Source organism: Rahnella sp. AN3-3W3, from assembly GCF_003263545.1.
Taxonomy (GTDB): Bacteria; Pseudomonadota; Gammaproteobacteria; order Enterobacterales; family Enterobacteriaceae; genus Rahnella; species Rahnella variigena.
Map to the genome: position 1 here is coordinate 57,866 of NZ_JYDG01000010.1, position 17,988 is coordinate 75,853.

21 protein-coding genes are annotated in these 17,988 nt (G+C 46.9%); 15 read left to right on the plus strand and 6 right to left on the minus strand.

Going from position 1 to position 17,988, the window contains the following annotated elements:
- The first annotated feature begins 6 nt into the window (after positions 1-6).
- The 5 genes from UC15_RS04390 (at position 7) to UC15_RS04410 (ending at position 4,013) form a co-directional block, all read left to right on the plus strand.
- The gene (locus tag UC15_RS04390) at positions 7-624 is read left to right on the plus strand and encodes a DMSO/selenate family reductase complex B subunit (protein ID WP_095922658.1); all 618 of its coding nucleotides are present in this window, start codon (positions 7-9) and stop codon (positions 622-624) included.
- Between the two features lies 1 nt (position 625).
- Positions 626-1,483: a dimethyl sulfoxide reductase anchor subunit family protein gene (locus UC15_RS04395; RefSeq protein ID WP_112287302.1), complete on the plus strand. Its 858-nt coding sequence runs from the start codon at positions 626-628 to the stop codon at positions 1,481-1,483.
- Between the two features lie 70 nt (positions 1,484-1,553).
- A complete protein-coding gene (gene dmsD, locus UC15_RS04400; protein ID WP_112287303.1) occupies positions 1,554-2,162 on the plus strand; it encodes a Tat proofreading chaperone DmsD in 609 nt (202 codons plus the stop codon).
- On the plus strand, positions 2,162-2,734 hold the full coding sequence (locus UC15_RS04405) for a ferredoxin-type protein NapF (RefSeq protein WP_112287304.1): 573 nt from the start codon (positions 2,162-2,164) through the stop codon (positions 2,732-2,734). Before dmsD ends, UC15_RS04405 begins: the two co-directional genes overlap by 1 nt.
- Before the next feature lie 133 nt (positions 2,735-2,867).
- Positions 2,868-4,013 (plus strand): MFS transporter, encoded by a 1,146-nt coding sequence (locus UC15_RS04410; RefSeq protein WP_112287305.1) that lies wholly within the window; start codon positions 2,868-2,870, stop codon positions 4,011-4,013.
- Between the two features lie 202 nt (positions 4,014-4,215).
- On the opposite strand, the gene pflA is transcribed toward UC15_RS04410, so the two are convergent.
- From pflA to UC15_RS04425, 3 genes are all read right to left on the minus strand, one after another.
- Positions 4,216-4,956, minus strand: coding sequence for a pyruvate formate lyase 1-activating protein (gene pflA / locus UC15_RS04415; protein ID WP_120161208.1), 741 nt, complete (start codon positions 4,954-4,956; stop codon positions 4,216-4,218).
- A 97-nt stretch (positions 4,957-5,053) separates the two neighbouring features.
- A complete protein-coding gene (locus tag UC15_RS04420; RefSeq protein WP_112287307.1) occupies positions 5,054-6,040 on the minus strand; it encodes a tyrosine-type recombinase/integrase in 987 nt (328 codons plus the stop codon).
- A 102-nt stretch (positions 6,041-6,142) separates the two neighbouring features.
- Positions 6,143-6,442, minus strand: a complete 300-nt coding sequence (locus tag UC15_RS04425; protein WP_112287308.1) for a helix-turn-helix transcriptional regulator — start codon at positions 6,440-6,442, stop codon at positions 6,143-6,145.
- Positions 6,443-6,542: 100 nt separating this feature from the next.
- Between UC15_RS04425 and UC15_RS04430 the strand changes: the two genes are divergently transcribed.
- Positions 6,543-6,917: a Cox family DNA-binding protein gene (locus UC15_RS04430; RefSeq protein WP_112287309.1), complete on the plus strand. Its 375-nt coding sequence runs from the start codon at positions 6,543-6,545 to the stop codon at positions 6,915-6,917.
- A 58-nt stretch (positions 6,918-6,975) separates the two neighbouring features.
- On the opposite strand, the gene UC15_RS04435 is transcribed toward UC15_RS04430, so the two are convergent.
- Positions 6,976-7,452, minus strand: a complete 477-nt coding sequence (locus UC15_RS04435) for a hypothetical protein (protein ID WP_112287310.1) — start codon at positions 7,450-7,452, stop codon at positions 6,976-6,978.
- A 429-nt stretch (positions 7,453-7,881) separates the two neighbouring features.
- On the opposite strand from UC15_RS04435, the gene UC15_RS04440 reads away from it, so the two are divergent.
- From UC15_RS04440 to UC15_RS04480, 9 genes are all read left to right on the plus strand, one after another.
- Positions 7,882-8,382 (plus strand): replication protein B, encoded by a 501-nt coding sequence (locus UC15_RS04440; protein ID WP_112287311.1) that lies wholly within the window; start codon positions 7,882-7,884, stop codon positions 8,380-8,382.
- Between the two features lie 59 nt (positions 8,383-8,441).
- Positions 8,442-8,684: a DUF2732 domain-containing protein gene (locus tag UC15_RS04445; RefSeq protein ID WP_112287312.1), complete on the plus strand. Its 243-nt coding sequence runs from the start codon at positions 8,442-8,444 to the stop codon at positions 8,682-8,684.
- Positions 8,684-8,902 (plus strand): TraR/DksA family transcriptional regulator, encoded by a 219-nt coding sequence (locus UC15_RS04450; protein ID WP_037036053.1) that lies wholly within the window; start codon positions 8,684-8,686, stop codon positions 8,900-8,902. The genes UC15_RS04445 and UC15_RS04450 overlap by 1 nt, the downstream gene beginning before the upstream one ends.
- Positions 8,903-8,904: 2 nt before the next feature.
- The gene (locus UC15_RS04455; RefSeq protein ID WP_112287313.1) at positions 8,905-9,183 is read left to right on the plus strand and encodes a DUF5405 family protein; all 279 of its coding nucleotides are present in this window, start codon (positions 8,905-8,907) and stop codon (positions 9,181-9,183) included.
- 7 nt (positions 9,184-9,190) lie between these two features.
- On the plus strand, positions 9,191-11,314 hold the full coding sequence (locus UC15_RS04460; protein ID WP_232829814.1) for a replication endonuclease: 2,124 nt from the start codon (positions 9,191-9,193) through the stop codon (positions 11,312-11,314).
- Between the two features lie 292 nt (positions 11,315-11,606).
- The gene (locus tag UC15_RS04465; protein WP_112287314.1) at positions 11,607-11,804 is read left to right on the plus strand and encodes a hypothetical protein; all 198 of its coding nucleotides are present in this window, start codon (positions 11,607-11,609) and stop codon (positions 11,802-11,804) included.
- A gap of 12 nt (positions 11,805-11,816) precedes the next feature.
- Complete coding sequence (locus UC15_RS04470) at positions 11,817-12,383, plus strand: ABC-three component system protein (protein WP_112287315.1); 567 nt, start codon at positions 11,817-11,819, stop codon at positions 12,381-12,383.
- On the plus strand, positions 12,377-12,877 hold the full coding sequence (locus UC15_RS04475) for an ABC-three component system middle component 5 (protein WP_112287316.1): 501 nt from the start codon (positions 12,377-12,379) through the stop codon (positions 12,875-12,877). Before UC15_RS04470 ends, UC15_RS04475 begins: the two co-directional genes overlap by 7 nt.
- Positions 12,864-14,801, plus strand: coding sequence for an AAA family ATPase (locus tag UC15_RS04480; protein ID WP_112287317.1), 1,938 nt, complete (start codon positions 12,864-12,866; stop codon positions 14,799-14,801). Before UC15_RS04475 ends, UC15_RS04480 begins: the two co-directional genes overlap by 14 nt.
- A 333-nt stretch (positions 14,802-15,134) precedes the next feature.
- Here the strand turns inward: UC15_RS04480 and UC15_RS04485 are convergent, their stop codons facing one another.
- On the minus strand, positions 15,135-16,148 hold the full coding sequence (locus UC15_RS04485) for a phage portal protein (protein WP_112287318.1): 1,014 nt from the start codon (positions 16,146-16,148) through the stop codon (positions 15,135-15,137).
- Between the two features lies 1 nt (position 16,149).
- The gene (locus tag UC15_RS04490) at positions 16,150-17,919 is read right to left on the minus strand and encodes a terminase ATPase subunit family protein (RefSeq protein ID WP_112287319.1); all 1,770 of its coding nucleotides are present in this window, start codon (positions 17,917-17,919) and stop codon (positions 16,150-16,152) included.
- Positions 17,920-17,988: the final 69 nt, after the last annotated feature.

The window sequence follows — 17,988 nt, forward strand, 5'->3', positions numbered from 1 at the left end:
TAAAACATGACAACTCAATATGGTTTTTATATTGACTCAAGCCGCTGCACAGGATGCAAAACCTGCGAACTGGCCTGTAAAGATTTCAAAAACTTAACGCCGGACGTCAGTTTCCGCCGCATCTATGAATATGCCGGTGGCGACTGGCAAAAGGACGGCGATGGCTGGCATCAGAATGTCTTCGCGTATTATCTGTCGATTTCCTGCAACCACTGCGCAGATCCAGCCTGTACCAAAGTGTGTCCGAGCGGCGCGATGCATAAGCGTGAAGATGGGTTCGTGGTGGTCAACGAAGACGTTTGCATCGGTTGCCGTTATTGTCACATGGCGTGTCCGTACGGTGCGCCACAGTACAACGAAGCTAAAGGTCATATGACCAAATGCGACGGCTGCTATGAGCGTATTGCGGAAGGTAAGAAACCGATTTGTGTGGAATCCTGCCCGTTACGTGCACTGGATATGGCGCCGATTGAAGAGCTGCGTGCAAAATACGGTGATCTGGCTGAAGTGGCTCCTTTGCCGGCTTCACATTTTACTCACCCAAATATCGTCATCAAACCCAATGCGAATTGCCGTCCTGTAGGCGATACCACGGGTTATCTGGCTAACCCGAAGGAGGTTTGAGATGGGAAACGGATGGCATGAATGGCCTTTAATGGTCTTTACGGTTCTGGGGCAGTGTGTGGTGGGTGCATTTATTGTGCTGGCTATTGCGCTTCTCACCCAACGCAGTAAAGAAGAGGCCCGAAGGATACATCTTTCGATGTTCTTCCTGTGGGCACTAATGGCGATTGCTTTTGTTGCTTCGGTTCTGCATCTGGGTTCACCCCTGCGTGCATTTAACTCGCTGAACCGGCTGGGGGCGTCGCCGCTGAGCAATGAAATCGGTAGCGGATCATTCTTCTTTGCCTTAGGCGGGATTTACTGGCTGCTGGCGATGGTTAATAAGATGCCGCGCGCACTGGGCAAAATCTGGTTGATCGTCACCATGCTGGCGGGTATCGGCTTTGTCTACGCGATGTGCCGCGTTTATGAAATTGATACCGTGCCGACCTGGGATAATGCGTATACCTTCTTCCATTTCGGGCTGACGGTGCTGATCGGTGGTCCGGTTTTGGGTTATCTGCTGCTTCGTGGTGCAAATATCAATGGTTGCGGGCTGCGCCTGTTGCCGGTTATCAGTCTTGCTGCGCTGGTCGTGAGTATAGCGGTCGTTATGCTGCAAAGCGCAAGTCTGGCAGGCATCAACAGTTCTGTTCAGGCGGCTTCTGCCCTGATCCCGCAATATGGTTCGCTGTCAGTCTGGCGGTTGGTGCTGGTAATTCTCGGTCTCGGCTGCTGGTTCTGTCCGCTGATTATGCGCAAGCGTCCGGCACTGGCATCAATGATTCTGGCGTTCGTACTGGTATTTGCCGGTGAGCTAATTGGTCGTGCCATTTTCTATGGTTTGCATATGACAGTGGGAATGGCCGTCAGCGGCTAACGATCAGTAGTCCGATTTATCAGAGAACACGTCGCTTGCGGTGGCGTGTTCTCTCTAAGCAGAGTGAATTATGTCAGCAGAGTCAATCAGTTTAACCGGTAAGATTTTAGGTGCCGTATTATTTTATCCGCCAGATTCCCGCGAAGTTCAGCCCTTAATTGCATTACTGGAAAGCAGCGAATGGGCACCCTTGTGGCCCTGTGCCACTGAAGATGCCAAAGCGCAGGTTACTGAATATTTCAGCCAGATCGATCAGGCGCAAGAAAGCCTCGCGGACGCCTATCAGCGCCTGTTTGTGGGCCCTTACGCGCTGCCAGCACCGCCGTGGGGCTCGGTCTATCTGGATAAAGAGTCTGTCGTGTTTGGCGATTCAACGCTGGCGCTTCGGCAGTGGATGCGCGAAAACGGCATCGAACCGCACCTGAAACAGGCAGAACCAGAGGACCACATTGGTTTACTACTGATGATGTCTGCGTGGCTGGCGGAAAACTCTCCGGCATTGTTGAATGAATTTCTGACAATGCATTTGCTGCCGTGGTCAGGGCGTTATCTGGAATTGTTGCGGCAGAAAGCTGATCATCCGTTTTACGTGGGTGTGGCTTTACTGGCGGAATCCACGCTCTGTGGCTGGATCCAGCAGCAGGGTCTGGATGTGGTAACAGCGGATCTGTATTTCTGATGAGCGATCCACGCGACGCTGGCTTTTACCGGACCTGGATGAGCAGCAGAACCGTCAGCCGCCGGGGATTATTCCGCGGTTTGTTGTCACCCGCAAAACAGGTTATTGAACAGACTGTCAGCCCGGAGAAAACATTGCTGGTTCGCCAGCGCGCGCGTCCACCTCAGGCAATAGCAGAGTCGCTGTTTATTCAAAAATGCGATGGTTGTGGTCGCTGTGGAGAGGCTTGCCCGGTGGGTATTTTGAGTATCCGTGAAGGGAAGGCGACACTGGCCATTGAGTATGCGGAATGTGATGCTTGTGGCGCCTGTACGTCATCCTGCGAGAATGGTGCACTGGATGCCACTGTCGTGATGGATACCGGTTTGCGTCCGGTGATTTTGCCGCAATGTCTTGGTCGCATGGATGACTTGTGCAGGATGTGCGAAATTGCGTGTCCGCGCACTGCAATATTTTTTAATCAACAAAATCAACCCAGCGTTGATAGCGCAAAATGTAACGGTTGCGGTAAATGCAAACTCGTTTGTTATCATGGTGATATTGACTTGTCATTAAAGCATCATGATTCCTGATACACGCGCTTGATTAACGATTTCAATCATCACTCTGCAGTTTGTGCTCAGGTCAATTTTTGCCAGATTGACTTTTTATCCGCCAGTGGCATGATGCGCGCAATTTCCTTCTGTTTGTGGTCATCAATGTCCTATGTCCGCCTATTCTCGCCCCGTTTCTCTGCTCCTGTGCGGACTCCTTTTGCTGACGATTTCTATCGCCGTTTTAAACACGCTGGTCCCCCTTTGGCTCAGCCATGAACAGCTACCGACCTGGCAGGTCGGGCTGGTCAGTTCATCGTATTTTACCGGTAACCTGCTGGGCACTTTGCTCGCAGGCGGGCTGATAAAACGCATCGGTTTCAACCGTAGCTATTACCTTTCCTGTGTAATATTTGCGGTCGCCACCGCAGGGCTGGCGCTTTCCATGAGCTTCTGGACGTGGGTATCGGCGCGTTTCGTCGCGGGGATTGGGTGTGCGCTGATCTGGGTGGTGGTGGAAAGTGCGCTGTTACGTAGCGGAACAGTCAAAAACCGTGGCCAGCTGCTGGCGGCGTATATGATCATGTATTACATCGGAACGGTAGCAGGGCAGTTACTCGTCGGAACCGTACCAACGGCAATCTTCAGCGTTTTACCGTGGGTGACTGCACTGATTGTGATTGCGATGCTGCCTTTGCTGTTAACACATATTGAGGATCAGGACAGTGAGCAACCTCGCCATGCGGTGATGCCGATGTTCAGACGGCGTAATGCACGTCTGGGGATAAACGGCTGTATTATTTCCGGTATTGTCCTTGGTTCACTCTACGGTCTGATGCCGCTGTTCCTGACGCATCAGGGAATGAGTGATGCGAATGTAGGTTACTGGATGGCATTGCTGGTCAGCGCGGGGATTATCGGACAGTGGCCGGTAGGACGTTTGGCAGATCGCTATGGTCGCCTGATGGTTTTACGCATCCAGATATTTTGTGTGATCCTCGGCAGTATTGCCATGCTCAGTGGGTATGCGATGGCGCCGACGCTGTTTATCCTCGGATGTGCGGGCTTTACGCTGTATCCGGTCGCGATGTCATGGGCCTGTGAGAAAGTGAGTGCTGATGAGCTGGTGGCGATGAATCAGGCGTTGCTAATGAGTTACACCATCGGCAGCCTTGCGGGACCGACAATGACCGCGATGCTGATGCAGAGTTATTCTGACCGTTTGCTGTTTGTGATGATCGCAGTGGTTTCGCTGGTCTATCTGATGATGCTGATGCGTAAAGCGGATCATACTCATAATCCTGTGGCCGCAGCGTAGTACTCTTCATTCTTGACGCTGCAACTGCGTTAGCTACGCTCCGGGCCCCGTATCACTGACTTATGTCAGCTCATCGGGATCTCCTCACTTGGCGCCTTATTGCAACTCCAATTATTCTGGGTATGGTTTCATTGAGAATCTTAGTCTCACAAAGCAAAAAAGACGCCAAATGGCGTCTTTTTAATGGGCTGGATATCTGTGTTTAATAGATAACTTTATGCCCGTAGCTGGCGAGAATGTTTTTCACTCTTTCCATGATTTCTTTGGTCGGCGGATTGACGCCGTCCAGTCCATATTTCTCGCCCATTGCCGTCCATTTATGTTTGCCGAGTTCATGATATGGCAACAGTTCAATCTTCTCGATGTTAGTCATGTCTTTGGTGAACTCGCCGAGTTTATGCGCAGACTCATCATCGTCTGACCAGCCCGGTACAACAACATAACGGATCCAGGTGCGCTGATTACGTTTTGCCAGATAGCGGGCAAAGTCCAGCGTACGGTGGTTAGATACGCCGACCAGATTCTGGTGAATATCGTCGTTCATTTGCTTAAGATCGAGCATAACCAGATCTGAGACATCCAGTAATTCGTCGATCACTGGATCATAACGGCGGACAAAACCGTTGGTGTCCAGACAGGTATTAATCCCTTCTTTCTGGCAGGCGCGGAACCAGTCGCGCACAAATTCTGCCTGAAGGATGGCTTCGCCACCTGACGCCGTCACACCACCGCCTGAAGCATTCATAAAGTGGCGATAGGTCACGACTTCTTTCATTAAATCATCAACATTGATCTCTGTCCCGCCGTGCGTGTCCCAGGTATCGCGGTTATGGCAATACATGCAACGCATCAGGCAGCCCTGAAAGAAAACAATGAAACGGATACCTGGGCCGTCAACGGTGCCACAGGATTCATATGAGTGGATGCGACCTTGAACGGACATATGCCCCCCTGACTCAGTGGTGCTTTCCGTGGAAATACAATCAGTTAAGTTACTCATAAAGTTTCACTTAGTCCTAAATAGTGCAGATTCGTGGACATTATATGGACACTCCGTTAAGTGGGTTTAATGAGACTGCATCCTGCAAAAAGTCCGGTGCAAAGTGCGCATAAACCATGGTCTGTTGTACGGTGGAATGCCCTAAAATTCGCTGTAGTGTAATAATATTACCTCCATTCATCATAAAATGCGTGGCGAATGTGTGCCGCAGAACATGGACAGCCTGTCCGGCGGGTAGGTCTGGTTTCATAGTTCGCAGTGTGTTTCGCACCGTGTCGTAATTGGGCGTAAACAGTTTTCCGGTACTACGTTTTTTCACCATTTTAACCAATCCCTCAGACAGCGGTATTGTTCTGCGTCTACCATTCTTCGTTTTCATGAATGTCAGCATGCAGTTAATAATGTGCTCAGCTTTAAGATCTGCAACTTCACTCCAGCGACCACCGGTGGCCAGACAAAGCAGCACAGCGTTGCGGTTGTCTCCTTCAAGCATATCGAGCAACTGCGTGATTTCTTCCGTGGAAAGAAACGCCATTTCTGGCTCAGCCTCTTTAAGCTTTTTCACGCCTCTGAAAGGATGCTCGCTGTGATATTCATTGGCATCAATCAGCTTGGTAAACATGCCGCTGAATATAGCCTGATGACGGTTCACACTGGCTGGTTTCAAGCCTTCATTCATCATCTTGACCCGATAATCCGTTATAGCTTTCTTGGTTATCTGGTCAGCTCTGGTCACCCCGATTTCAGCAAACTTAACCATGATTGCTGAAAGCCTGCCTTTTTCTATCAGACCACGGTTATGGTGCTTACCGTGGTATAGCCACCACAATTCCAGCAAATCAGTCAGCTTGCGGCGGTCTGCCGGTTTCTCTAACCACTCTTTATTATGGTAGTTAACCAGCACATGACGCTCATAAATCTGAGCCTCACCTTTCGTATTAAATTTACGCCGGATTCTTCTTCCCTCGGAACCCTGCGGCCTTACGTCCACTTCATATCGACCATCATCGAGCTTCTTAATTGACATAGCGAAGCCCTCCAATGGTTTTTACTCTGTTCGTTACAGTCTGAATGTGGCTGTAACAATCGGTGACCTTACATTGGCTGCATATATAAGCAGCGTGAATGGTTAGCCAATCTTTTGGTCTGAATGTGATGAGGTTGTTATTTCTTGCCCAGAGTGTGCGAGTGCCGGCGCAATTTGGCCGGTTGCGGGATCGGTTTCGTCAAACATGAACCAGTCGCGATACTTGCGAAAACGCGGGTGCTTGAAGAACTTCATCCCCGCTTCCATAGACATTTTCGACTTACCAGATTCATAGCCATGGTAAGTCACATAATTTAATCCAACTAATTCAGCGGCTTCCTTAACTTTTAGTCGTTCAGACTCACGGATCAGCTTTAGCTTTTCTGACTGTTCAGTTGACATAAAATATCAGATCTCTTATTTTATAAGCATTGAGATACCCGATAAGACATTAGATAGGTCTAAATGGTGTCAGATCGGAAAGGAAATAGGAGAATACCAAATGAATACGAAAGCTAAAACATCAGACCAGTCGAATGATGACGAACTTTTAGGGGAAAGCGGCGGTATCGTTAAACGCAAACCAGTCAGTTTGTCGGAAAAGCCCGGCAACCTACTTTCAAAGGAGGGCTTTGCGCTTTACGTGGGTAAAACCCCAGCCGCAATTGTAGCGATGGCCAAAGCAGGAAAATTGCCAGCGTTTTATATGGCTGATCCATTAAAGCCCGGAGGACATGCAGAGTTATGGATTAGCCGTAAAGAGTGGGACAAGTTTGCTGATCAGCTTGTTGAAGATGCACCGGCAGAATGGCACGGGTGGAAAGACCGTATTAGTGCGAGCAAGCCATGCAGAGGGCAGGCTACGAGAAGAGCATAGTTTAGCAACGTTTTTAAAAGGCCAATTAAGGCCTTTTTAGGGAACAGCGATGAATAGGTTACTTAGGTATTCCGCCAGCAATAAAACAGACAACCCGCTCTTGGAAATTGAGCCGGTAATTGCTTTCTGCGTCTTCACCGTAAAGAGCAATACATGTTCGTTTTCTGGCCGGATTGAAAAGAGACATAACTGGAGATGTATCCTGCTCTTCAATTTTATTTCTCTTAATCCTGACTTCCTCTGGACTCAGAATACTAAGTTCATCCGCGAGCTGCTGGTATCTCAATGCTTGAACCTTTGCGTTGCCAGCAACTTCGCCCGGCTTGTAGGCGAGTTGCAAGGCCGACATAACGGCGATGATTATACCGAACAGCCATCCATAGCCGCTTTGCGCAAAAATGGACGCACCCAGAAGTACCTGAATGAAACAGCAGAATTTGTCGAGCCTACTGTTTAGAGAATCAGTCATTCGAGCAAGATGGGCATTGAAATTGATTTCAAAATTTAATTCGTCGGATGGAGATTTCTTCACCATAGCTCCTAGTTCTTTTTTTCGTTTTCCCCTTCCTGTTTGTCTTGGCGTTCTTGCTGCTGATTAACAGGTGCAGAAGGGGCTGGTTTGTGTAATCGGTGAAATTTTTCTACATCAGACATATTAAATCTCCTTGTGATTGTTGGGTCGTTTTCAGCAGAACGGATCCTATCATAAGGGCGAATATTCGGGGATAAGCACGTAGCGTAATTACACGTAAGTAATTGCTGCGCAGGTAATTATCAATAAAGTTCTGTAAGGAGGGGGAATGTCTCAATCAATCTCTATCGCTCCATTACTCTGGAATCATCAGGTAGTTTCATGCCGTGATTCACAGATAACCCACGGCAAGGGGCGCAAGGGAATCATCATTCGCTGTAAACGACCAAGTCAATTTTCACGTATTAAAAATGCGTTTTATCGGAGGCAAAAATGACAGTAATCACTGCGGCTATGGTAATGAATCAGCCTGCCGGGCTTCGTGCTGCTGTTGGGGAGCGCCTTGCGCCCGCTCGCTGGCAAACCTCTTGTGATTTCTATAACAAGATGAGCGAACGTGAACGTCTGACCATCTGTTTTCATGCTCAGTTAAGACAACGCCATTCCGTAATGAAGTTGCAGGAAATGAACGATTGCGATCGTGAACGTATTGTCTGTGCAATTGATGAGCTCCGGGCTGCTTTTGCAAAGTACCGAAGTTTCAGGATCACCAAGTCATGTTTTATCGGACGTTTAAATATTAGCGAACGCCGCACTTTATATTTTCATGCAGGATTAACGGAAGAAGAATTCAGCCAGCCATATTGGCGAATAGATGACGAAACCTGCTCATGGAGAGAGGCTTTATTCCGGGCACTACGGGAATTATTTAGCCTGTTCGAAAATGCGCCGACTGTATTAACGTCGGTTCGCCCCGAAACTTACCTCCACTAATTAACCATTTTTAATTCTGCGCTTGATTGCGTAGGGGATCCCTTTGTCTGGAGCCAGAGATGAGCTTAACAGTTGGTCAAGAAATGAGAAATAAAGCAGACAGCGAAGCAACGAATTGGATGTTAAATCAGGCACGAAATCAGGCTAAGGCTGATGCAGCAATCACCTTTTCCTCGCATCTGGATTCGCTAATTAGTCACGCGATTCAAGAGCAATTAAACAGGGTTGAAATTCTTGAATTACTCGGACAAGAGTCCATCCGTTTTCACAACGTAGGTTTAGAAAATAAAGGGGTGATGTAATGCCAGATTTAATGGATTCCGTGCAGGAAAGAAATCTCGAAATTTTGACTCATCAGGTAGCTGCACATCGTATTCATAGCAATGGGGTATCGGCCTCAGTCTGTGAAGACTGCGACCAGCCAATCCCTGCGGAGCGGCGCGCTGCATTTCCCGGTGTCGTGCGTTGTGTGCCATGCCAAGAAATCACCGAACAACAGAAAAAACATTTCAGGAGCTAATCATGATTCGAATTTTTGTAGGTGACAATTGGGTTGTGACGAGCGACTGCTACCAGTTCATTCTCAACAAAAAGAAAACTGTTCTTTCTGGCGATAAGAAAGGGCAGGAATATTTAGAAGCCACGGCTTACTACGCCAAAATTGACCAGTTGGTGAAAGGATTACTGCATTTTCACATCAGAGATTCTGATGTCCGTACCCTTGCGGAACTGGCTGATGAGATGACTAATATTGGAGATCTTTGCCGGGTTGCTTTTAACGTGACGCAGTCCGGTAAATAACGTGCTGATGAATGCGAGAGGGCGTATCGCGCCCTCGCCACCACCTAAACTAATAAAAGCCGACAAGGTTCCTTTTGTCGGCGCATACCCTTGGAATGCTCCCCGTCCTGCAATCTCAAAAGAAAGACCTCTTACCCGTGATGAATTCCATCAGGGGCAAGATGCCTTACGCAAGATCCACGCGCTGCCATTTTTTCTAAGTGGCATTTTCTCTAGCCGGTATGAATATCTTAAAGAAAGCTCAGGGCTGCTGGCTGCACATCGTTACCTCATCAATGTTTTTATGCCACGGATTTGGCCTCGCATCGAGGTTGTACAGACTAAATATGCGTTGGCCTTAAGTGGCAGAGCTAATGAAATTTTTACTGATGAGGCTGAGAGTTATCGCCAGTTAGCTGGAATGAATGATAAAGCGCTGAAACGTCTCGCTATGCAAATTTCATCCCGGCTGTTCACAGAATATGAAGAGCAGAGCGATCGGCTTCTTAGTCAGCACAACGGGGTTCAAGCCAAGTTATTCACCGATAGCGCACAGCAGAAAATTTATGGTGAGGTTGCCGGTGCTGCCCGCGTTTTTAATATCACTCCAATGCACTGGCAAAAATACTGTAAACGCAAACTGGATATGCGCTCAGCGTTCTCCAGCATCGCGCGATTGGTAAATGATGAGTGGTGGATTCGACAGTTAAAAGCGCAGCGCACTCAATGGCGCGAATCTCTCCTGATTGCTGTTGGCGAGGTTAGTCTGCAAAAGTCTGGCTATGCCAGCAAACAGGCTATCCGGGATGTTCGGGCGCGCCGCTTAGCAAACATGGAATATCTGAAATCCTGTGATTTAGAAAACATCGAAACAGGGGAACGTATAGATCTCATCGATAAGGTAATGGGGAGTATTTCTAACCCTGAAATCCGTCGTATGGAGTTGATGAGCACTATTGCAGGAATTGAAAAATATGCCTCAGAAGTTGGTCATGTTGGCATGTTCCTCACGATAACCACACCCTCAAAATACCATCCAACACGCATGGTCGGGAAAAAGACTGATCGCCGCGTTAATTTCAATCATAAGTGGGATGAAGAGGCGTTTTCACCAAAGGATGGCCAGCGCTATCTGGTGAAAATCTGGGGCAAGATGCGTACAGCATTCAAAGATAACGGCATCAAGGTATACGGAATGCGCGTAGTTGAGCCTCACCACGACGCTACACCTCACTGGCATATGATGTTGTTTTGCGATAAAGCTCACCGTCAGCCTGCCGTTGACATCATGCGTCGCTATGCACTCCAAGAAGATGGAGATGAACGTGGGGCACAAGCTCAGCGTTTTGAGTGTAAGCATTTAAATAAAGGCGGGGCGGCAGGCTATATCGCTAAATACATAGCCAAGAATATTGATGGTTATGCTCTGGAAGGTGAGATAGACCATGAGACTGGCCGATCATTGTCAGAGACTGCCGCAGCCGTTACTGCATGGGCTTCTACATGGCGTATACCGCAATTTAAGTCCATTGGTGTACCAACAATGGGAGCCTATCGCGAGCTGCGCAGATTACCGCGTGGCGTGAGTATCGCTAGCGAGTTTGACGAACTTGTCGAAGCTGCAAGAGCAGCGGCAGACGGTGGTGATTTCGCCGCATATATTTCTGCGCAGGGTGGGGCGAATGTCCCACGCGATGAGCAAACGGTAAGAACCGCCCGCCAAGTGATTGATGAGTTAAACGAGTACGACGAAGAGATCCAGAAAATCATCGGCATTTATGCCCCTCATCTTGGCACTGATCTCATCCACGAAACACGCACAACAAAATGGCGCATTGTCGCCAAGGCTGTTGAAGTTGCCGTTCATCTTTTGAATTTAATAAGCGCTTCCGGCGCGCCTCGGAGTCCTGTCAATAACTGTGGAAAGCTGAAAGTCGGGGATGATCCAGTTATGACCCCTACGCCGTCTGAGCATGCCGCAGCGGTGTTAAATCTGGTTGATAGTGGCGTTATCGGATGGGATGACCCCGAGGTTGTGACTGTGCTCAGAAAGGCATTAAAACAAAGACATCATGAGGTTCTACAGCCTACAAATGAAACAGCTTTAAAACCTTGCCGATCAAGGCACATACTGAACGACGTTCTTGCGTAAAGACTAAAAACATAGGTCTTCATCAGATCAAATAGTGTTTTTTTACTTCCAAGTTCCAACCAACTTGATATACTGTGTATACGTACAGTTACTTTGGCTAAGAAAGCAATTCTATATTAACAGCATGAGGTGTCTATGTGTCTGACTATAAAATCAAACTAACTTTTTGGATGATTCGTGCGGAGAAAGTAGAGTGTGATCAGTCTTGCATAACTAGTTGATGTTCTTGAGTTGTAGATAGTTGATATTCATTTTAGTATGTGTTCATAAAACCTACTTTAAGGATATCGGAATGGACTGGATTATTCACATCATCACTTTCATCGTTGGGTTAGGGGCTGGCTGGTCGATTCGTATTGTGTATTCATCGCGTAAGAGTGTTGGCAATCACACGGAAGACTCGAACAACCATACTGTAACTGTAACCCAGACTGACAACAACGTTACGAATGGGAGCATTGTTGGTGGCAATCAGGATAGTTCGCATTAAGAGGGATTTAGTGTGTCTATCGAACAGTCGGGCAATGCCGTTACCAATGGCGACATAGTTGCTGGTAATCAGACCAATCAAACTATTCATCAGTACGCTGCAAAGGGCACTAATCGCGAGATACAAGGCCTCTATGAGCGTCTAAAGAAAGGCGAATCCGGTGATTCAAACTCGGCATTTTGTGCCGATCTTGAACATTATATGTCTCTTCAGCCAGAAATTGATGTTCGAGGTCTCGATGCAAAATTGGTCGAGAGCAATAGAACGGATTTGTTATTTTTAGCGAAACAGATGAAAGAAAAGGCCGCAAAAGCTATAATGCGCCGCCAAACCTCAAGAACTGCGCAAAGAATATTTGTAATTATTTTAGACCAAATTCATTATGATTTTATAATGAAGGTGACACCGCTTATAGAAGAAGATAGCCCGAGGAAAGTTGTCGATGAAAAAATTGGCTCAATAATTGATGACCTATATTCTTCATTAGGTGAGAATTTATTAGAGTTGACAGCTAAAGATCTTTTGGGTTTGCTGTTTTTTCTAGGTGGCAATTGTCATATAAGGTGGGATAAATGTTAATTTACCATCCAGCATATGATGCGTATCATTGTCTTTTTAGAATGATTGCGTTGATAGACCATGTGAATGAGATCGAAGTTGATAAAGCAAGGATATTAGATTTTTATCTAATATTCCCTGCTCTGATTTCTGAGATTAGAATGCCTCATAACTATAGTTCCATTAAAAAAGAGGCTAAAAAATATTCTAATGACTATAGGAACCCTATTAATATTTCATCAACATTTAGGGATATGCATGAGATTCAAATGGCTGCAATTAGATGCCTCGCTGCAACTGGTTTGATTGAGATAACATCGCTAGAAAGAAATATTATTAAGCGTACACATAAATCTATTCCAGACGGTTTGTTATTATCCATGCGGGATTTTCTAAATGCAAAAAAAGATATTCATGAATTTATCGTTAATACATTGTCAAAATTCCATCTAACAGGGAAGGATGGGCTAAAAGATAGAACAAATTTAATGGAGTTTAGATATGACTTTTCTTAATCCATCTTTTTCAGTAAGCAGACTGAAAGTATTCCAAAACGGACATGAAGCATTTGGGTGCGACTTTCATAAAGGTGTTAATGTTATAAGAGGGCGTAATAGCTCTGGTAAGACGACCATTATGGATCTTTTGGCCTTTTCTATTGGGGCTGAAAATATAAGATGGAAGCCTCAAGCTCTTCTTTGCACCAAAACTTTGGTGGAAGTGCTTTTAAATGACAAACCTGCTTGTTTCCAAAGAGATATTAGTAAGGAGTCGATGCGGCCGCTCAGTATTTTCTGGGGGACGATGAACGAAGCTCTTCAATCTTCACCTAGCCAATGGGAAACTTATTCCTTCAAACGTTCAGAAAAGTCACTAAGTTTTTCCCAAGTAATTCTAAATGCATTGGATATGCCGTTAGCCCAAGGAGAAGGGGCGTCGATATTAACAATGCATCAAATCCTACGAGTCCTATATGCAGATCAGCCTTCAGTTCATAGCCCTATTTTTAGAAATGATAATTTCGATAAAGCCTTAACTAGGGAAACTGTTGGTGATTATTTATGTGGGATCTTTGATGATACTCTCTATAGTTCGCTGATAAGACTCAAGCAAGTTGATTCTGAGCTTTCAACTAAAATCACAGAATTAAAAAGTATATTCACAGTTTTAGGTCGTTCCGGTCAATCACAAAATATACATTATATAGAAGAAAAAATAATTGAGTTGGAACAAGAAAAAAATGAAATATACGCCAATCTAAAGGCATTAAGAGGCCGGGCAGTTTCTGAAGGGAATAATAAAAGTGCTGATAGGGAAAAAACCGCTGATCTTCGTAAACGATTGAATAAAGCTAAAGAAGCGGAAATAAAAAATACTGATCTCATTAACACCTTAGAGATTGAAGTGGCTGATTCTGAGATGTTTATCAATGAATTAGAATCAAGATATCAGGCGCTAAATGAGTCCAGCGTTGCTAGAGAATATTTCAGTAATGTACAGTTTCAATTTTGCCCTAGCTGCCTAAGTGAGATACATAGCTCTACTGAGGGGGGATGTACATTATGTAAGAGTCATGCACCTGAGGGTAGTGAAGCTCCACAATTGCTGAGGATGAAAAATGAAATTTCTGTGCAATTGAAAGAATCAAAATATCTTCTTGAGCATAATTTAGAGCAACTCAGTAAAATAAAAATTGAAGCACCCTCTCTAAAGAAAAACGTGCAAGCACTAGTTCGCGAATATGAAACTGTTTCAACGACATGGGAAAATGCTTACGAAATAGAGTTTGAAGCTCTGACTAAAGCACTTGGACGAGTTGAAGAAGAGATTAATCAAGCTTATGAATCGCAAAAGCTAAGCGATGTGATTTCAGATTTGCAAAAAAATCGTGATGCTTTACAGTCAGAAAAAGAGCGATTGGAATCATTGGTTGAATCTTTGCAAAGCAAAGAGGAAAGTAGGAAAAATGATATATCTCAGGTGGTTGAAGTTATTATGGCGAGGCTTTTGAAGCTTGATCTTCCTTTGCAAACTGAGTTTATAGATCCTAAGCAAATCAACTTTAGCTTTGTTGATAATGAAGTTTATGTTAATGGTTCTAAAAATTTCTCGGAAAGTTCTGCTGTCGTGCTAAGACATATTTTTCATTTGGCTTTGCTTACCGCAAGTCTGGAAAAACACTACATGCGATTGCCTCGCTTTTTAATGCTTGATGGTATAGACGATGGTGGGATGGAGAAAGAGCGTAGTCATAATTTACAGAAAATTATAGTTCAAGAAGCTAAGACATATGAGTACGATTTTCAGTTAATTTACGCTACGTCTGAAATTAACCCAGAGTACGATAACACCGACTTGATCGTTGGAAGGTACTTTAACCCTGAAGCTAGATCTCTGAATGTGAGTCATGTAGGCGCTGATAACGGACAATTAATTTAAAAACGGAAGCCATGCATCAGGATGCATGGCTTTGCAATCAAAAAATGAGTTAACTATTTTTACCCTTCATTAGATATGGTGGGGATGTCAGAGGAAATGCAGCTGCATTAAAACCGCCCCTTAAAGCGGGCAGGCGTGGCGGGGATAGCATTGCGCGCAAACCCGCATTTTTATTATTTATTCTCGTGCTTGAGCTCGCCGTAGCGGCGTTCTGTGGATTAGGTCAGGTCTTGGGGCGGTTCGGTGTGTCCGCCCCGTATCGCGGCGTTCATGGCCTTGAATAGGGCGTAAAAAAACCGCCGTAGTCCCGGCGGTTCTTCTCAATGGTTGGTTTTAAAGTTCGTAATCAGTAAATCTGACCACATTTTTTCCAACCCACTCGTTTAACTCTTTCATGCGCTCCTGTAGCGGAACCAGCTCATTACGCACAAATACTTTTGCCGCTTTCTCCACGTCTCCAAAGCCGCCGGTGTTGCTAGGGATGATTCCCATCATCTGCGGTGGCACCCGGTGCGCACTAAGCAGGTCGTCGCGTGTTGCGTTCTTGATGTTAAAGAAATCGTCCTTGGTCGCCACTTCGCTGAGGGGAATGATTTTGATCGCATCCGATTTTCCGCCGGGTGCGTGGTAGAAAATATTTTTAAAATTCCCTGACCCTTTGGATTTCGTCATCATGTCGCGCAGTGCGGTCACGTCCTGCGAGTTTTGCGCCGGGTCGGTAACATACATGACATAGCCCGCGTGTGCGCCGTTGAGGAAATATTTCCGACGGTACAGCGTCGCTGACTCATTGAGCCACGCGCTATTTAATGCGCTGAGGTATTCCGGCAGGCCGTACAGTTCCTGATTAATGTCCGGCTCTTGCAAATGAAATACGCTCCCTTGACCAAAGGCGTGAGGGGTTATGTAATTCTCCACGAACCAGTAAACATCTTCCTCTACGCCACGGCGCGTGTACTTGGCCGGTGATGCCTCCAGTTTGAGAAGCTGGCCGGTCACGCTCAGGCGTTTTTCGATGAACGCATTACCAAAAACAATGTAGTCCAGCGCGTAGCGGCTGAATTGCTGCTGAGAAAGCAGTGGGTGAGGGATGAACGTACTCGCCAGAATATTACGCTTAACGTACATCGGCGAACTGTGGTGAACGGCGGCGCGGAAGCTTTTAGCCAACCCAGAGAAAGTGACCGGAGGCTCGTACCATTTCCCGTTGCTGAGGCATTCCAGATAATTAAGAATATCCCGGCGATCCATCACCGTGGCGGGTTCATCAAAACGAAAAATCTCGCTTTTTTGGGTGTCGGATTGGGGCGTCAGTTGTTTATTGATGCGGTTTTTTTTACGGGTCATATCAGAACATCACCAAGGTGGATTTTATTTGTTTGCCGGAGGCGGCGGTCAGCGGCTCGTTAATCAAAACGTGCATCGTTGCCCACGCGACGTCGGCGTGGCTGGCTTCTTCACTGCGGCTCGCGCGGTAGGTTGATTTCGTACCGCTGGCCGTCATGGTTTTCTGAATGGCCATGAATGAGGCCGTAATGTCGGTATGGCCAGCGTCGTATTGCAGACAGCCGCGATGAATGGTGTTTTTCGCTTTCAGCACCATTTCCGTTTTCACTTCCGGCGTGTATTTGATTTCACGCGCCGCCGGGTAAAACTGCCTGACGAGCTGATAAACGCCCTGACCCACGGTGGTGGCATCGATACCGATGTATTCAACGTTAAATTTTTCTGTCAGTGCCTCGATGGCTTTGGCCTGCGCATCGAAATCCATACCCTGCCACTGGTGACGTTCCAGAATGCGGAAAATGCCGCCCGGCTGTGCAGGCGGAGCAATGACCACACACCCGGCGCTGTCACCTCCATTAGCTTCCGACGGGTCGTAACCAATCCACACCGGATTGTCATCGAACGGGTGAAAGGTGTAGGGATTAAAGTCCGGCCACTCTTCGAGACTGTCCACCATGCAGCTCTGCAACTCCTCAAACGGGAATACCGAGGACTTATCATCGACAAATTCACACATCAGCAGGTTCTGATATTCAGACGGGCTGTATTCGAGCGAAAGCTGATTAATGTCGAACAGATCGCAGCCCCCGGACAGCGCATCTTCCACTGTGACAATTTGCCGCCACTGGCCGTCGGCACATTCCACACCGGCGGCTAAATGGCTGTGGCTGAGGTCGAGCTGAATTCGCTGGTCTTTATGCCGACGCCCTTTATTAAATAACTCACCTGACCAGAACGGATAGGCGCTGTGGGCTAGGCTCGACGGCGTGGAGAAATAGGTGGTACGCCATTTTTTATGCAGTGACATCCCGGAGGCCACTTTGCGCAGCTCCTGAAATTTGGGGATCCAGAAATATTCATCCAGATAAAGATTGCCGGTGTAGCTCTGAGCGGTACGGATATTTGTTCCGAGAAAGAACAGGCGCGCCCCGTTTGAAAGCTGCATCGGGTCGCCTTTAAGGTCTACGTCAACCTGACGGGCAAAGTCGATGATGTAATTTTTAAAGACGTGCGCCTGTGATTTACTGGCCGAGATAAATATCTGATTACGTCCGGTGATCAGCGCATCAAGCAGCGCCTCGCGGGCAAAAAAGAAGGTCGCGCCAATCTGGCGAGATTTTAGAATGTTGCGGATGCGGTGCTGTAAACCCGCCTGATGCCAGCCGCGCTGATACTCAAACGCATCATCGAGAAAAATGTTGCTGAGTTTGGCGATAGCGTCATCCGTGAAAACATTTTTCTCCGCCTTTTTCCGCTCCCCTTTGTTGCGGTTCGCCACGTTCGGATTTAAATCCGCTTCGCTGCCTGTGGACATGTAGCGGTTAACTCTTGCGAGACGCTCAATCTGTCGGCCTAGCAGGTCGATTTCTTTAAAATCCTGCCCCTCTTTTTTACTTTTCATCACCAGTTGAATGACCCGCGCCTCGATGCTGGTTTCAATGCGCGAAATCGGGGCGATGGCGTCCCATTTTTCGCGCTGTTTCCAGCTCTGCACTGTGGGTTTTTTCAGACTGAGCATTTCCGCTATTTGCGTGACGGAAAAACCCTGCCAGTAAAGCAGTGCCGCCTGTCTGCGCGGGTCGCTGATTAATCCTGCGTTGTTCTCGGTCATTGTGTCGCTCCGCTGAATGGATGTGCGTCACGCTACGCAACCGCTCACACCCTCGCATTAACCCCCTGT

Bases quoted from the DNA above. Each gene is read 5' to 3' on its own strand.
- UC15_RS04390 (WP_095922658.1), top strand. From the start codon at position 7: ATGACAACTCAATATGGTTTTTATATTGACTCAAGCCGCTGCACAGGA.
- UC15_RS04395 (WP_112287302.1), top strand. From the start codon at position 626: ATGGGAAACGGATGGCATGAATGGCCTTTAATGGTCTTTACGGTTCTG.
- dmsD (WP_112287303.1), top strand. From the start codon at position 1,554: ATGTCAGCAGAGTCAATCAGTTTAACCGGTAAGATTTTAGGTGCCGTA.
- UC15_RS04405 (WP_112287304.1), top strand. From the start codon at position 2,162: ATGAGCGATCCACGCGACGCTGGCTTTTACCGGACCTGGATGAGCAGC.
- UC15_RS04410 (WP_112287305.1), top strand. From the start codon at position 2,868: ATGTCCGCCTATTCTCGCCCCGTTTCTCTGCTCCTGTGCGGACTCCTT.
- pflA (WP_120161208.1), bottom strand. From the start codon at position 4,956: ATGTCCGTTCAAGGTCGCATCCACTCATATGAATCCTGTGGCACCGTT.
- UC15_RS04420 (WP_112287307.1), bottom strand. From the start codon at position 6,040: ATGTCAATTAAGAAGCTCGATGATGGTCGATATGAAGTGGACGTAAGG.
- UC15_RS04425 (WP_112287308.1), bottom strand. From the start codon at position 6,442: ATGTCAACTGAACAGTCAGAAAAGCTAAAGCTGATCCGTGAGTCTGAA.
- UC15_RS04430 (WP_112287309.1), top strand. From the start codon at position 6,543: ATGAATACGAAAGCTAAAACATCAGACCAGTCGAATGATGACGAACTT.
- UC15_RS04435 (WP_112287310.1), bottom strand. From the start codon at position 7,452: ATGGTGAAGAAATCTCCATCCGACGAATTAAATTTTGAAATCAATTTC.
- UC15_RS04440 (WP_112287311.1), top strand. From the start codon at position 7,882: ATGACAGTAATCACTGCGGCTATGGTAATGAATCAGCCTGCCGGGCTT.
- UC15_RS04445 (WP_112287312.1), top strand. From the start codon at position 8,442: ATGAGCTTAACAGTTGGTCAAGAAATGAGAAATAAAGCAGACAGCGAA.
- UC15_RS04450 (WP_037036053.1), top strand. From the start codon at position 8,684: ATGCCAGATTTAATGGATTCCGTGCAGGAAAGAAATCTCGAAATTTTG.
- UC15_RS04455 (WP_112287313.1), top strand. From the start codon at position 8,905: ATGATTCGAATTTTTGTAGGTGACAATTGGGTTGTGACGAGCGACTGC.
- UC15_RS04460 (WP_232829814.1), top strand. From the start codon at position 9,191: ATGAATGCGAGAGGGCGTATCGCGCCCTCGCCACCACCTAAACTAATA.
- UC15_RS04465 (WP_112287314.1), top strand. From the start codon at position 11,607: ATGGACTGGATTATTCACATCATCACTTTCATCGTTGGGTTAGGGGCT.
- UC15_RS04475 (WP_112287316.1), top strand. From the start codon at position 12,377: ATGTTAATTTACCATCCAGCATATGATGCGTATCATTGTCTTTTTAGA.
- UC15_RS04480 (WP_112287317.1), top strand. From the start codon at position 12,864: ATGACTTTTCTTAATCCATCTTTTTCAGTAAGCAGACTGAAAGTATTC.
- UC15_RS04485 (WP_112287318.1), bottom strand. From the start codon at position 16,148: ATGACCCGTAAAAAAAACCGCATCAATAAACAACTGACGCCCCAATCC.
- UC15_RS04490 (WP_112287319.1), bottom strand. From the start codon at position 17,919: ATGACCGAGAACAACGCAGGATTAATCAGCGACCCGCGCAGACAGGCG.